Raw genomic sequence first — 13,720 nt, 5'->3', positions numbered from 1 at the left:
AACGAGTTTTTCATCTGCCTTTCATATTCGTTGAACATTTTTGCGCTTAATCTTGGCGCCAGGACGTGAGAACCCGTGGCGTGTTCACTGACTAACCTGTTGATTGCACTTTACCTTTCACAATTTTGGTCTTTAATTCGAAAGCCAATAAACAAGCGTTGAGCGTCCTCAGCACCGTCCAATGAACACTGCAAAACCACGCTGCGCCTAATCAGTTTTCACGCTCCAACCTGCTCTAGCCCCGAGGTCATGAATCTTTGAAACCGTACCCTATTCATTGCGTGTCTATCGTCATCCCGGTCTACAACGAACAAGACAGCTTGCCTGAACTGCTGCGGCGCACCACGGCAGCCTGCAAGCAGCTCGCCTACGACTACGAAATCATCCTGGTGGATGATGGCAGTCGCGACAATTCGGCCCAGTTGCTCGAAGACGCTGCCGCAGAAGACGGCAGCAATGTGGTGGCGGTGATCCTCAACCGCAATTACGGCCAGCATGCCGCGATCATGGCCGGCTTCGAGCAGTGCCGGGGCGAGGTGGTGATTACCCTCGACGCCGACCTGCAGAACCCGCCGGAAGAGATTCCGCGCCTGGTGGAACAAGCCGCGCTGGGCTACGACGTGGTTGCCACCGTACGCAATAACCGCCAGGACTCGGCCTTTCGCCGCTGGCCTTCGCGCCTGATCAACCTGGCGGTGCAACGCTCCACCGGCGTCGCCATGACCGACTACGGCTGCATGCTGCGCGCTTACCGGCGCACCATCGTCGACGCCATGCTCGCCTGCCGCGAGCGCAGCACCTTCATCCCGATTCTGGCCAACGGCTTTGCGCGCCATACCACCGAGATTCTGGTGCACCACGCCGAGCGTGAACACGGCGAGTCGAAATACAGCGCGATGCGCCTGGTCAGCCTGATGTTCGACCTGCTGACCTGCATGACCACCACGCCGCTGCGCCTGCTCTCGATTGTCGGCTTCAGCCTGGCCGCGCTGGGCGTGTTGTTCGCCTTCGCGCTGATCATCCTGCGCCTGGCCTTCGGCGCCGAATGGGCCGGCGATGGCATGTTTGTGCTGTTCGCGGTGTTGTTCGTGTTCACCGGTGGCCAGTTCATCGGCATGGGCCTGTTGGGTGAATACCTGGGCCGCATGTACAGCGATGTGCGCGCCCGCCCACGCTTCTTCATTGAAAAAGTGCTGCGCAACCAACCCGCAGCCCCGGCACCCGTGGTCGTCGTTGACGGCCTGGTGTCCTCCCATACCTCCACCTCTACTTCTCCTTCCGATCAGGTTTCGTCATGAATTCAAACGCTGTTGTCTTCGCTTACCACGATATTGGCTGTGCAGGCATTGAAGCCCTGCTGACCGCCGGCTACGACATTGCTGCCGTGTTCACGCATGCCGATGACCCCAAGGAAAACAATTTCTACGGCTCCGTCGCCCAACTCTGCGCGCGCAACGGCATCCCGGTGCATGCCCCGGAAGACGCCAACCACCCGCTGTGGATCGAGCGCATTGCCAAGCTCAACCCCGATTACATCTTCTCGTTCTACTACCGCAACCTGCTGAGCGAGCCATTGCTGGCCACCGCGCGCAAAGGCGCGTTCAACCTGCACGGCTCGTTGCTGCCTAAATACCGTGGCCGCGCACCGGCCAACTGGGTGCTGGTAAACGGCGAAACCGAAACCGGCGTGACCCTGCACCGCATGGTCAAGCGTGCCGATGCCGGCGCGATCCTGGCCCAGCAAAAAGTCGTCATCGAGCGCAGCGATACCGGCGTGACCCTGCACGCCAAGCTGCGTGAAGCTGCGGTTAACCTGTTGCGCGATGCACTGCCGCAACTGGCTCAAGGCAAGCTGACTGAAACCGCTCAGGACGAAAGCCAGGCCACCTACTTCGGCCGCCGCACCGCCGCCGATGGCAAGCTGGACTGGAACAAACCGGCTGAGCAACTGTTCAACCTGGTGCGTGCCGTCACCCAACCGTACCCCGGCGCCTTTTGCGCGGTGGGCGAGCACAAACTGATCGTCTGGCAAGCCGAAGTGGTCCAGGGCAACGAAGGCCTGGCGCCAGGCCGCGTGATCAGCGTCAACCCGCTGCGCATCGCCTGCGCTGAAGACTCGCTGGTGATCAAGTTCGGTCAGCGCAACGACAACGGCCTGTACCTGGCCGGCCCGTCGCTGGCCAATGAACTCGGCCTGGTCGACGGCTCCGTGCTGCGCGGCGCCGAGTCCGGCCGCAAGCCACGCCGCACACGTGTGCTGATCCTCGGGGTGAACGGCTTTATCGGTAACCACTTGTCCGAGCGCCTGCTGCGTGACGACCGTTACGAAGTCTACGGCCTGGACATCGGCTCCGACGCCATCGAGCGCCTGCGCAGCCACCCCAACTTCCATTACGTGGAAGGTGACATCAGCATCCACACCGAGTGGATCGAGTACCACATCAAGAAGTGCGACGTGGTGCTGCCGCTGGTGGCCATCGCCACGCCGATCGAATACACCCGCAACCCGCTGCGCGTGTTCGAACTCGACTTTGAAGAGAACCTGAAACTGGTTCGCTACTGCGTCAAGTACAACAAGCGCGTGATCTTCCCGTCGACCTCCGAAGTCTATGGCATGTGCCAGGACCAGTACTTCGACGAAGACACCTCGAACCTGGTGGTTGGCCCGGTCAACAAACAACGCTGGATCTACTCGGTTTCCAAGCAACTGCTCGACCGCGTTATTTGGGCGTACGGCGCCAAGGGCCTGAACTTCACGCTGTTCCGCCCGTTCAACTGGATGGGCCCGCGCCTGGACCGTCTGGATTCGGCGCGTATCGGTAGCTCGCGGGCTATCACCCAGTTGATCCTCAATTTGGTCGAAGGTACGCCGATCCGCCTGTTCGACGGGGGTGAGCAAAAGCGTTGCTTCACCGACATCGCTGACGGCATCGAAGCCCTGGCACGCATCATTGATAACGACAACGATGCCTGCAACGGCCAGATCATCAACATCGGCAACCCGGAAAACGAAGCCAGCATTCGTCAGTTGGGCGAAGAACTGCTGCGTCAGTTCGAAGCTCACCCGCTGCGCAGCAACTTCCCGCCGTTCGCCGGTTTCCGCGACGTAGAAAGCAAGGCGTTCTACGGCACCGGTTACCAGGACGTGGCGCACCGCAAACCAAGCATCGAAAACGCCAAGCGCCTGCTGAACTGGGAGCCAACCGTTGAGATGAGCGAAACCATCGGCAACACCCTGGACTTCTTCCTCAAGGAAGCCATGCTCGAAATCGCGGACAAAAAGTAATGAAGGCAGGCTTGCGCATCGACGTCGACACCTACCGTGGCACCCGTGAAGGCGTGCCAAGGTTGCTTGAAACCCTGGATGAAGCCGGGGTTAAAGCGACGTTCTTCTTCAGCGTTGGGCCGGACAACATGGGGCGCCACTTGTGGCGCCTGATCCGCCCGCAGTTTTTATGGAAGATGCTGCGTTCGAATGCCGCCGGCCTGTATGGCTGGGATATTTTGCTCGCCGGCACTGCCTGGCCGGGCAAACCGATTGGCCGAGACCTGGGGCACTTGATGCGCCAGGCCAAGGCCGCCGGCCACGAAGTTGGCCTGCACGCGTGGGACCACCACGGCTGGCAGGCCAATACCGGGCGCTGGAGCGACGCGCAGTTGATCGAGCAGATCCGCCGTGGCGTCGACACGCTCAGCGACATCCTCGGTGAACGCATCGACTGTTCAGCGGCCGCCGGTTGGCGTGCCGATGAGCGCGTGGTGCAAGCCAAACAAGCGTTCAACTTTCGCTACAACAGTGATTGCCGGGGCACCAGCCTGTTTCGTCCAACCTTGGCCGATGGCAGCGCGGGCACCCCACAAATTCCGGTAGACCTGCCGACCTTCGACGAAGTGGTCGGGCCGGTGGTGGCTGCCAAAGACTTCAACGGCTTCATCCTTGACCGGTTTGCCGAGTCAACACTCAACGTCTACACGATCCACGCAGAAGTAGAAGGGATTCTGATGGCTGAAGATTTTCGCCAGTTGCTCGCCCAGGCAGGGCAGCGCGGCATCGACTTCCAACCCTTGGGCGAACTGTTGCCCGCGGACGTAACCACCCTGCCCCGGCAACACCTGGTACGCGGCGCACTCAGCGGCCGCGAGGGTTGGCTCGGAGTACAACAGGCATGATCCGGCGCTGGGCATTGCCCCTGCTCCTGTTGGCGTTTGGCGCGTTCTACCTGTTACCGCTGGCCACCCACGGCCTGTGGATTCCGGATGAAACCCGCTACGCGCAAATCAGCCAGGAAATGCTGCTGACCGGCAAGTGGGCTTCGCCGCACTTCATGGGCATTCGCTACTTCGAGAAACCCGCTGCCGGTTACTGGATGATCGCGCTGGGCCAGGCGATGTTCGGGCAGAACCTGTTCGGCGTGCGGTTTGCCTCGGCCTTGAGTACCGCGCTGAGCATTCTGTTGGTCTACCTGGTGTCGCGCCGGCTGTGGAACGACCCGCAAAAAAGCCTGGTCAGCTGCGTGCTGTACATGAGCTTTGTCAGCGTGGCGATGCTCGGCGGGTACGCCAACCTCGACCCGCAATTCACCTTCTGGGTCAACTTGACCGGTGCCGCCTTGTGGTTCTGCTTCGACAGCACCACGCGCCGTGGCCGTCTGTGGGCCTGGGCCTTGCTCGGTTTTGCCTGCGGCATGGGCTTCATGACCAAAGGCTTCCTGGCCTGGTTGCTGCCAGTGTTGATCGCCCTGCCCTACGCCATCTGGCAGAAGCGTTTTGCTGAGTTACTGAGGTATGGCGTGCTCGCCGTGGTCGTGGCCATTCTGGTCAGCCTGCCATGGGCGTTGGCCGTGCACCTGCAAGAGCCCGACTACTGGAACTTCTTTTTCTGGCACGAGCATATCCAGCGTTTTGCCGGTGACGACGCCCAGCACGCCGAGCCCTTCTGGTACTACCTGCCATTGATGGTCGCGTTCTCATTGCCGTGGGTCGCGCTGCTGCCGCCCGCGTTCAAACAGGCGTGGCAGGAAAAACGCCTGCCGCAGACGGCGTTCCTGCTGCTGTGGTTGTTGATGCCGCTGGCTTTCTTCAGCCTGGCCAAAGGCAAACTGCCGTCTTACATCATGCCGTGCCTTCTGCCATTGGCGTTGCTGATGGGCTCGACCTTGAGCGACACGCTTGCGCAGGGCCGTGGCCGCGTGTTGCGCATCAACGGCGGGTTGAACCTGGCGATTGGCGTGCTCGCGGTGCTGGCCCTCAGTTGGTTTCAAATCAAGCAGTCGGTGTACGACGCTGACGAAACCTTCAGCCTGGTGCTGGTGTTTGTGTGCTTGTTCGGCTGGGTCGTGGCCAACCTGCTGCAGGTCGCGCGCCCGCTGACACTGTGGGCCGCACCGATGATCGGCAGCGGCTTGCTGGTGCTCCTCGTACCTGCCGCGCTGCCGCACTCGGTGGTTTATAACAAAACCCCGGACGCGTTCATCATCGACCACCTGCAAGAACTGCAATCGACCACGGCCTTGCTCAGCAATGACCTGGGCGCCGCATCGGCCCTGTCATGGCGCCTGGGGCGGCCGGACATCGCGCTTTACAACACCATCGGCGAAGTCAAATACGGCACCGCCTACCCGGACACCGCGCACCGCAAGGTCGACATGACCCAGGTTCAGCAATGGATGAGTGATGCGCGCAAACAGGGGCCGGTCGGCGTGGTCATGCGGGTCAAAGGCGACGATGAAGTTGCCGAAGTCAACCTGCTGCCCCAGGACGGCAAGCGCTATGAGCAAGGCAATATCGTGATCCTGATTTTTCCACAGGTCGCGCAATGATCACTTTGTTGCTTTTGGTCAGCGCGTGCTTGCTCACCTGCATGGGCCAGGTGTCGCAGAAGTTTGCCGTAGAACGCTGGCGCGACCAGCCTGACGGTTGGGCGCCGAAACTGCGTGAACCGTGGCTGTGGTCGGCGCTCATGTGCCTGGGCCTCGGCTTGCTGGTGTGGCTGCTGGTGCTGCAACGCCTGGAAGTCGGCGTCGCCTACCCGATGCTCAGCCTGAATTTTGTACTGGTCACGTTGATGGCGCGTTTTGTCTTTGATGAACAGATCGATGGCCGTCACTGGCTGGGTGTGGCGCTGGTGATCGGCGGTGTTGTGTTGCTGGGGCGTCACGTATGAGCCGGGCGCACGGCTTTGCCCTGGCACTGGGCAGCGTCGGCTTGGTCAGCGCCGCCCAACTGGGCATGCGCTGGAGCATGACGCGCCTGCCATTGCCGACTGAATGGCTGAACGCTGTTTACAGCAACAGCATCGACCTCAGCGCCTTGGGCGTTGTGGTACTGGCGATCATCGCCTATGCGCTGTCGATGCTCTGCTGGCTCGGCGCGCTCAAACATTTGCCGCTGGGCCGCGCGTATTCGCTGCTCAGCATCAGTTACGCGTTGGTCTACCTGCTGGCTGCCAGCCTGCCGGTGTTCAACGAAGATTTTTCGCTTTCAAAAACCCTGGGGGTGGCGTTGGTCATCCTCGGCGTTCTGGTCATTAACTCTCGTCGTACTAGCAGCATTAGTCCCAGGAATGCCCCATGAAAATCAGTGTATTTGGTAGTGGTTACGTTGGTCTGGTGCAGGCCACCGTATTGGCCGAAGTCGGCCACGATGTGATCTGCATGGACGTAGACAAAAACAAGGTCGAGTCGCTGCAAAAAGGCCACGTGACCATTTTTGAGCCGGGGCTGGCGGCGATGGTGAAGGAAAACCTCGAAAGCGGACGCCTGCGCTTTACCTTTGATGAAAAGCTCGCGGTTGAACACGGTGAAGTGCTGTTTATCGCCGTCGGCACACCGTCCGACGAAGACGGCTCGGCAGACCTCAAATACGTACTGTCGGTGGGCGATGCGGTGTCGCGTCACCGTGTGGAACCGGTGATTCTGGTGGAAAAATCCACCGTTCCGGTCGGCACCGGTGACACCTTGCGCGCGCACATCGAAAAGAACCTGCGCATTGCCGGGCGCTTCCTGGACTTCGATATTGTCTCCAACCCGGAATTCCTCAAGGAAGGCTCGGCCGTTGCCGACTGCCGTCGCCCGGACCGCATCATCATCGGCTGCGAACGCGAAGAAGTGCGCGAAGTGATGCGCGACCTGTACGCGCCGTTCAACCGCAACCATGACCGCATCATCTTCATGGACCTGCGCAGCGCCGAACTGACCAAGTACGCCGCCAACTGCATGCTCGCCACCAAGATCAGCTTTATCAACCAGATCGCCGAGCTGGCCGAACACCTTGGCGCCGACATCGAAGCCGTGCGCCTTGGCATTGGTGCCGACTCGCGCATTGGCTACCACTTCATCTATCCGGGTTGCGGCTACGGCGGTTCGTGTTTCCCCAAAGACATGCGCGCCCTGATCCACAGTGCCAAGCAGGCCAATTGCTCCAGCGACCTGCTGGAGGCCGTAGAAGCGATTAACCAGCGTCAGAAGAGCAAGCTGTTCGAGCGCATCAATGCCTACTTCAAGGGCAACCTGAACGGCAAGACATTCGCCTTGTGGGGCCTGGCCTTCAAGCCCAACACCGACGACATGCGCGATGCACCCAGCCGCGTGCTGATGGAAGCACTCTGGGCTGCGGGCGCCAACGTACGCGCGTTCGACCCCGAGGCCATGCAGGAAACCCAGCGCATCTACGGCGACGAATCACGCCTGACGCTGCTCGGCACCCCGGAATCGGCATTGAGCGGCGCCGATGCGCTGATCGTCTGCACCGAATGGCAGCAGTTCAAAGCACCGGATTTCGACCTTATCCACCACCGCCTGAAAAACCCGGTGATCTTCGACGGTCGCAACCTGTACGACGGCGAACGCCTGGCGCGCAAAGGCTTCAAATACTTCCCGATCGGTCGGGGCGACTCCTGCGAACTGCCGATTCCTCAGCAAAACTGGGCAACGCAGGCCAAGGAAGCCTGATCGGTGAACAAAGCTCCCAAATCCCTGCTGAATGCAACCATCCGTCACCAGTCGCTGGGGCTTGGGCTCTTGGCGCTGGTGCTGTTTCTGGTGGGTAACTGGCACCAGGCAATTATCGGGTTTGACTCGCGCTTTGTGGTGTTTGCCCAGGAAATGCTGCGGCATGGGCCGAGTTTTTTCCCCACCACTTATGGGCAGCCGTACGCCGACTACCTGGCGACCTCGACGCTGTTGACGTGGCTGCTGTCGTTACCGTTTGGCCAGGTCACCAGCTTTACCGCATGGTTGCCTACCGCGTTCGCTTCGGCGCTGATCGTTACGCTGGTGTATCGCCTCACGGCGCCCTACTCCACGCGCTGGGGCCTGTTGAGCATCGCGATGTTGCTGCTCAGCAGCACCTTTGTCAGCGAGACCCGCTCGGTGTCATTGGACCAAATGCTCGCCTGCGTCGCCTTGGCGGTGTTTTACATGGGTTATGCGCACGATCACTTTGGTAGCCCGAAACGCCTGTACTGGCTGTTTTTGTTGCTGATTATCGGTTTTGCGATCCGTGGGCCGATCGGCCTGGTGATTCCAACGGGCATGCTGTGCAGCTATTACCTGCTCAACCGCCAATGGCGCCAACTGTTCACGTTCGGCTTGCTGGCGCTGGCGCTGCTGGCGGCCTGTGTCGGCCTGTTGCTGTTGCTGGCCAAGCTGAGTGGCGGTGAAGGGTTCATGCAGGACGTGATCCGCATGCAATTTCTGGGGCGTATGGACGGCACCGAAGGCTCCAGCGGCGTGCTGTATTACTTCACCAGTTCGCTGGGCAATTATGCCCTGGCCTATCCGCTGGCCGTGTTGGTGCTGCTGGCCGTAGTGGTTGGCGGCCGCAGGACGCCGGACCCGGCATTGCAGCTGGTGCTTTACTGCGCCGCAGCCGGTGTGCTGGTCATGCTCGGCTTGTCGGTGCCGCAGGCAAAAAAAGCCCGCTACATCCTGCCGATGGTGCCGATGGCGGCGATCATCGCGGCCTACCCGTTCTACGTCACCCAAGGGCGGTTGTTTGCCTGGTTGCGCGGTTTGATGCTGGGCCTGTGGACGCTGTTGCCGGCGTTGCTGGTGGTTGGGCTGGTGCTGGCGCGGCGGCGTTACCCGGAACAGTTGAGCGACCTGGGGCTGATATTCGGCGTACTCGGCGCGCTTCAAGTGCTGGCGCTGCTGGCCTTAGTAAAACCGCGGTTACGCCCACTGGGCCCGGCATTCGCAGCGGTGCTGGCGATCTGGTCGACCTACATCGTGGTGGTCGAACCGCTCGAACGCACGCTCTACGACACGCGTACCTTCAGCCTCGCGGTCAAAGCCCAAATCATCCAGCAACCGGCGCCTGTGGTACTGCATGGCTTGGGTAAAGATGCCAAGGCGATCAAGTTCATGGTCAACTTCGACTGCGATAAGGTGCCGTTGTTTATCCAGACCGCCGCTGACCTGGCACCGCTGCAAGCGCCTGCCTGGCTGGTGATGAGTGCCGATGACTTTAACGCGTTGCAAGACCCGCGCTTGCGCGCGCTGACCCCGACCCTCACCGGCGAGTTCGATAAAAACGCGTTTGTGTTGCTGCATCTGGTGAAAACCTCAGCGCCTTGATCGCGCAGCCGTCAACCGGTTGAAAAATAACGCCCGCTCCTCAGGAGTGGGCGTTTTTCGTCATAACCCAGTAGAAACCCCCTACATAGCTATGCGTAACGGCTGGCGCACTTTGCCTTCCGGCGCCCGGAACCCAAATGTAGACTCGTTAGGCAGTGCGTTAACTATCTACCACCACGGCACCATGGGTTATCTCGACACGCTGGGTAAGTGCAGCTGCATAACAACAAGGACGTTGTAGGCCACGTACATCACGTTGGCTTAAATTATTGAGAGGGCAATGCCGTGCCGGAAGATCTGCTGCTTAACCCTGTACCCAGGCTGGATCGGCTGAGGACACTGCGCAACGCGTTAGTCGCATTGAAAGGGCCGCTGGCCAACGACCCTGCGCTGCAAGCAAACCTGCAACGGCACTTGTTCAACGAAGCCACGCAGACGCGGGTACTCGGTCAGCTCAGTAGCGCATCGGTGCAGAAGGCGTGCCTGGTACCTTTGGACGAGGGTATTTAACTGCATTATTTTTGCCTTTAACCTTCATTAATAGTCAGTGGCACCTTTGCCGCGCGGTTGTCACACTGCGCAGTGCTCCTGCCCAAAATAGTGTTCTTGCCGCCAAATGTTGTAACGTTCAAAAGGCTTTTCCGGGCAACCAGACAAGCCTTTTTTTTGCCTGCCATTTATGGATACCGTCAATGCTTGCTCGCTGGTTACCCGCTGCAATCAATACCCGCCCCGCCGAATGGAGCCGCGCCGCCATCGGCATGGCCTTGGGCACGATGTTCAGTGTCTGGGTGTGCGCCCAGGTATTTGGCATGCCCGTCGCCCTGCACCTGCTCGGTCCGCTCGGGGCTTCTGCGGTGCTGCTGTTTGCGGTGTCATCCGGCGCGCTGGCACAACCTTGGTCGATCATCGGCAGCTACGTGTGTGCAGGCGTTGTCGCGCTGCTGGTGGCGCGGGTGCTTGGCCGCACGTTGGGCAGTGCCTGCCTGGCAGCCGGCATGTCGGTTGTATTGATCTGCTGGCTGCGTTGCCTGCACCCGCCTGCCGGTGGGCTGGCGATGACCCTGGTGCTCGCCGACCCAAGCTCCATCGCCCTTGGCTGGCAGGAACTCGCCGCGGTAATGCTCGGTGCCACAGCCCTGCTGGCGTGTGCGCTGGCGTATAACAACGCGACACGCACGCGTTATCCGAAAGCGCTTGCCGAGCCGCCATCGGCCCTTACGCGCGGCGAGCCGTCGATCACGGCCGCTGACTTGCAGTTGGCCCTGGCCGAAATGGAGCAGTTTTACGACGTGCAACCGACAGACCTTGAGCAACTGATCCGCGCGGCGGAAACCCACGCGCGTCGCCGTAGCATCGGCCACGTACTGGCCCGCCGCGTGACGTGAGCGCCTCTGCATAAATGCAACAACGACCTGCAGGATTTCGGGTTGTACTGGGCAAATTTGCACTGGTACGATCACACGGTAGTGTGTCCGTGAACATCTTGAGAAAGAACAATAAAAGCAGGGAGTTAGAGATGACTGCTCAGGTATTACCCGAAGCAAGCTACGGCGAAATCATTCAGGCTGAAGTACTCGCCGAGGTACGCAACCATATTGGCCACCTCACCCTCAACCGCCCCGCCGGTTTGAATGCGCTTAACCTGGGCATGGTCCGCAGCCTGACAGCGCAGCTACAGGCGTGGGCGGATGACCCGCAGGTTTACGCCGTGGTGCTGCGTGGCGCCGGCGAAAAAGCCTTTTGCGCCGGTGGCGACATACGTTCCTTGTACGACAGCTTCAAGAACGGCGACACCCTGCACAGCGATTTTTTTGTTGAGGAATATGCCCTCGACCTGGTCATTCATCATTACTGCAAGCCGGTACTGGCGCTGATGGACGGCTTCGTCCTCGGCGGTGGCATGGGCCTGGTACAAGGCGCGGACCTGCGCGTGGTGACCGAGCGCAGTCGCCTGGCAATGCCGGAAGTGGCGATTGGTTATTTCCCGGACGTCGGCGCCAGCTATTTCCTGCCGCGCATTCCCGGCGAGCTGGGCCTGTACCTCGGCGTGAGCGGCGTGCAGATCCGCGCAGCCGACGCGCTGTATTGCCGGTTGGCCGACTGGTACGTCGACAGCGCCAGGCTCGCGGACCTCGACCACCAGCTCGATCAGTTGCAATGGCGACACGCACCGCTCAAGGACCTGCAAGGCGTACTCGCTAAACTGGGTGTACAACAACTGCCCGACGCGCCATTGGCGGCCTTGCGCCCCGCCATCGACCATTTTTTTGGCTTGCCCGACGTGGCGAGCATCGTCGAGCAATTGCAGCAAGTCACCGTCGCCGACAGCCACGAATGGGCGCTGGCGACAGCGCAACTGATGCAAACCCGCTCGCCGCTGGCAATGGCGGTGACCCTCGACATGCTCCGACGTGGTCGCCGTTTGCCGCTGGAGCAGTGCTTTGCGCTTGAATTGCACGTGGATCGCCAGTGGTTCGAACGCGGTGACCTGATCGAAGGGGTTCGCGCGTTGATCATCGACAAAGACAAAACCCCTCGGTGGAACCCGCCTACGCTGCACGGGGTAAACGCAGCGCTTGTGCAAAGCTTCTTCAACGACTTCAAGCAGATTGGTAATTAAGCCATGCAAGATATTGAATACACAGAAGAACAGGTGATGATTCGTGACATGGCGCGCGACTTTGCCCGTGGCGAAATCGCCCCGCACGCGCAGGCCTGGGAAAAAGCCGGCTGGATCGACGACGCGCTCGTCGCAAAGATGGGCGAACTCGGCCTGTTAGGCATGGTAGTGCCCGAAGAATGGGGCGGCACCTACGTCGATTACGTGGCGTATGCGCTGGCGGTAGAAGAGATTTCCGCCGGTGATGGCGCCACCGGCGCACTGATGAGTATCCATAATTCAGTCGGTTGCGGGCCAATCCTCAACTACGGCACACACGCCCAGAAACAAGCCTGGCTGCCCGACCTTGCGAGTGGCCAAGTCATCGGCTGCTTCTGCCTGACCGAGCCGCAGGCCGGTTCCGAAGCGCACAACCTGCGCACCCGCGCCGAGCTGCGCGATGGCCAGTGGTTGATCAACGGCGCCAAACAGTTTGTCAGCAACGGCAAGCGCGCCAAGCTCGCCATCGTGTTCGCGGTAACCGACCCTGAACTGGGCAAAAAAGGCCTTTCGGCGTTCCTGGTGCCCACCGATACACCGGGGTTTGTGGTCGACCGCACCGAACACAAGATGGGCATTCGCGCATCGGACACCTGCGCGGTAACCCTCAACCAGTGCACAGTGCCGGAGGCCAATCTACTCGGTGAGCGCGGTAAAGGCCTGGCCATCGCCCTGTCCAACCTGGAAGGCGGGCGCATCGGCATCGCGGCCCAGGCATTGGGCATCGCGCGTGCCGCGTTTGAGTCGGCGTTGGCCTATGCGCGTGATCGTGTGCAGTTCGACAAAGCGATCATTGAGCATCAGAGCATCGCCAACATGCTCGCGGACATGCAAACCCGCTTGAATGCGGCACGCCTGCTGATCCTGCACGCGGCGCGCCTGCGCACTGCCGGCAGGCCGTGTTTGTCCGAGGCATCGCAGGCCAAGCTGTTTGCGTCGGAAATGGCCGAGAAGGTCTGCTCGTCAGCCATGCAGATTCACGGCGGCTATGGGTATTTGGAGGATTACCCGGTGGAGCGTTACTACCGCGATGCAAGAATTACGCAGATTTATGAGGGGACCAGCGAGATTCAAAGGATGGTGATCGCCCGAGAGCTGAAGAACTATCAGCTTTAGGTCGCGATCAGCTGTTATGGCTGGGTTTTTGAGGGCATATCCGTTATTGAGGTTATGGCTTGTATCGGTTCCGCTCTTACAGCGGGTCACTTTTGAACAGCCGGAAGCCGGCCCAGTCAAAAGTAACCAAAACGCTCTTGCCCCACCACTCGGTGCCTCGCTGTGGCTCGGCATGCCCTCATCCGGAAGCCGGCCCAGTCAAAAGTAACCAAAACGCTCTTGCCCCACCACTCGGTGCCTCGCTGTGGCTCGGCATGCCCTCATTCCGATATTACGGAGCGGGCCGCCGCGATGGGCCATCCTTGGCCCAGCGCGGCTAAACCGGCGTCCTGCCGGTTTACCCGCTCCGTAATATCTGCGTTCGGCC

General features: G+C 60.5%; 12 protein-coding genes. All 12 read left to right on the top strand.

Annotated features, from left to right (window positions below; genetic code table 11):
• The first annotated feature begins 257 nt into the window (after positions 1-257).
• A complete protein-coding gene (gene arnC / locus AO240_RS06270) occupies positions 258-1,298 on the top strand; it encodes an undecaprenyl-phosphate 4-deoxy-4-formamido-L-arabinose transferase (protein ID WP_099235594.1) in 1,041 nt (346 codons plus the stop codon).
• Positions 1,295-3,286: a bifunctional UDP-4-amino-4-deoxy-L-arabinose formyltransferase/UDP-glucuronic acid oxidase ArnA gene (arnA, locus tag AO240_RS06265; protein WP_099235593.1), complete on the top strand. Its 1,992-nt coding sequence runs from the start codon at positions 1,295-1,297 to the stop codon at positions 3,284-3,286. The genes arnC and arnA overlap by 4 nt, the downstream gene beginning before the upstream one ends.
• Positions 3,286-4,170 (top strand): 4-deoxy-4-formamido-L-arabinose-phosphoundecaprenol deformylase, encoded by an 885-nt coding sequence (gene arnD / locus AO240_RS06260; protein ID WP_058412070.1) that lies wholly within the window; start codon positions 3,286-3,288, stop codon positions 4,168-4,170. The genes arnA and arnD overlap by 1 nt, the downstream gene beginning before the upstream one ends.
• Positions 4,167-5,819: a lipid IV(A) 4-amino-4-deoxy-L-arabinosyltransferase gene (gene arnT / locus AO240_RS06255; protein ID WP_099235592.1), complete on the top strand. Its 1,653-nt coding sequence runs from the start codon at positions 4,167-4,169 to the stop codon at positions 5,817-5,819. Before arnD ends, arnT begins: the two co-directional genes overlap by 4 nt.
• Positions 5,816-6,163: a 4-amino-4-deoxy-L-arabinose-phosphoundecaprenol flippase subunit ArnE gene (gene arnE / locus AO240_RS06250; protein ID WP_099235591.1), complete on the top strand. Its 348-nt coding sequence runs from the start codon at positions 5,816-5,818 to the stop codon at positions 6,161-6,163. Before arnT ends, arnE begins: the two co-directional genes overlap by 4 nt.
• Positions 6,160-6,573 (top strand): 4-amino-4-deoxy-L-arabinose-phosphoundecaprenol flippase subunit ArnF, encoded by a 414-nt coding sequence (gene arnF / locus AO240_RS06245; protein WP_099235590.1) that lies wholly within the window; start codon positions 6,160-6,162, stop codon positions 6,571-6,573. The genes arnE and arnF overlap by 4 nt, the downstream gene beginning before the upstream one ends.
• Positions 6,570-7,949 (top strand): UDP-glucose/GDP-mannose dehydrogenase family protein, encoded by a 1,380-nt coding sequence (locus AO240_RS06240; protein WP_099235589.1) that lies wholly within the window; start codon positions 6,570-6,572, stop codon positions 7,947-7,949. The genes arnF and AO240_RS06240 overlap by 4 nt, the downstream gene beginning before the upstream one ends.
• 3 nt (positions 7,950-7,952) lie before the next feature.
• Positions 7,953-9,575, top strand: coding sequence for a glycosyltransferase family 39 protein (locus tag AO240_RS06235; RefSeq protein ID WP_099235588.1), 1,623 nt, complete (start codon positions 7,953-7,955; stop codon positions 9,573-9,575).
• A 285-nt stretch (positions 9,576-9,860) separates the two neighbouring features.
• Complete coding sequence (locus AO240_RS06230; RefSeq protein WP_371918598.1) at positions 9,861-10,085, top strand: type VI secretion system contractile sheath small subunit; 225 nt, start codon at positions 9,861-9,863, stop codon at positions 10,083-10,085.
• 182 nt (positions 10,086-10,267) lie between these two features.
• Complete coding sequence (locus tag AO240_RS06225; RefSeq protein WP_099235587.1) at positions 10,268-10,963, top strand: HPP family protein; 696 nt, start codon at positions 10,268-10,270, stop codon at positions 10,961-10,963.
• 131 nt (positions 10,964-11,094) lie between these two features.
• A complete protein-coding gene (locus AO240_RS06220) occupies positions 11,095-12,198 on the top strand; it encodes an enoyl-CoA hydratase/isomerase family protein (protein WP_099235586.1) in 1,104 nt (367 codons plus the stop codon).
• A 3-nt stretch (positions 12,199-12,201) separates the two neighbouring features.
• Entirely contained in the window at positions 12,202-13,353 is a 1,152-nt protein-coding gene (locus AO240_RS06215) for an acyl-CoA dehydrogenase family protein (protein ID WP_099235585.1), read from the top strand.
• The last annotated feature ends 367 nt before the right edge of the window (positions 13,354-13,720 follow it).

The organism is Pseudomonas sp. ICMP 460 (assembly GCF_002723595.1).
Classification (GTDB): Bacteria; Pseudomonadota; Gammaproteobacteria; order Pseudomonadales; family Pseudomonadaceae; genus Aquipseudomonas; species Aquipseudomonas kitaguniensis.
The sequence above is the reverse complement of the archived record's forward strand: the minus strand, read 5'-3'. Positions and strand labels throughout refer to the sequence as shown.

Bases quoted from the DNA above. Each gene is read 5' to 3' on its own strand.
- AO240_RS06240 (WP_099235589.1), top strand. From the start codon at position 6,570: ATGAAAATCAGTGTATTTGGTAGTGGTTACGTTGGTCTGGTGCAGGCC.
- arnT (WP_099235592.1), top strand. From the start codon at position 4,167: ATGATCCGGCGCTGGGCATTGCCCCTGCTCCTGTTGGCGTTTGGCGCG.
- arnF (WP_099235590.1), top strand. From the start codon at position 6,160: ATGAGCCGGGCGCACGGCTTTGCCCTGGCACTGGGCAGCGTCGGCTTG.
- arnD (WP_058412070.1), top strand. From the start codon at position 3,286: ATGAAGGCAGGCTTGCGCATCGACGTCGACACCTACCGTGGCACCCGT.
- arnA (WP_099235593.1), top strand. From the start codon at position 1,295: ATGAATTCAAACGCTGTTGTCTTCGCTTACCACGATATTGGCTGTGCA.
- AO240_RS06220 (WP_099235586.1), top strand. From the start codon at position 11,095: ATGACTGCTCAGGTATTACCCGAAGCAAGCTACGGCGAAATCATTCAG.
- AO240_RS06215 (WP_099235585.1), top strand. From the start codon at position 12,202: ATGCAAGATATTGAATACACAGAAGAACAGGTGATGATTCGTGACATG.
- AO240_RS06225 (WP_099235587.1), top strand. From the start codon at position 10,268: ATGCTTGCTCGCTGGTTACCCGCTGCAATCAATACCCGCCCCGCCGAA.
- arnE (WP_099235591.1), top strand. From the start codon at position 5,816: ATGATCACTTTGTTGCTTTTGGTCAGCGCGTGCTTGCTCACCTGCATG.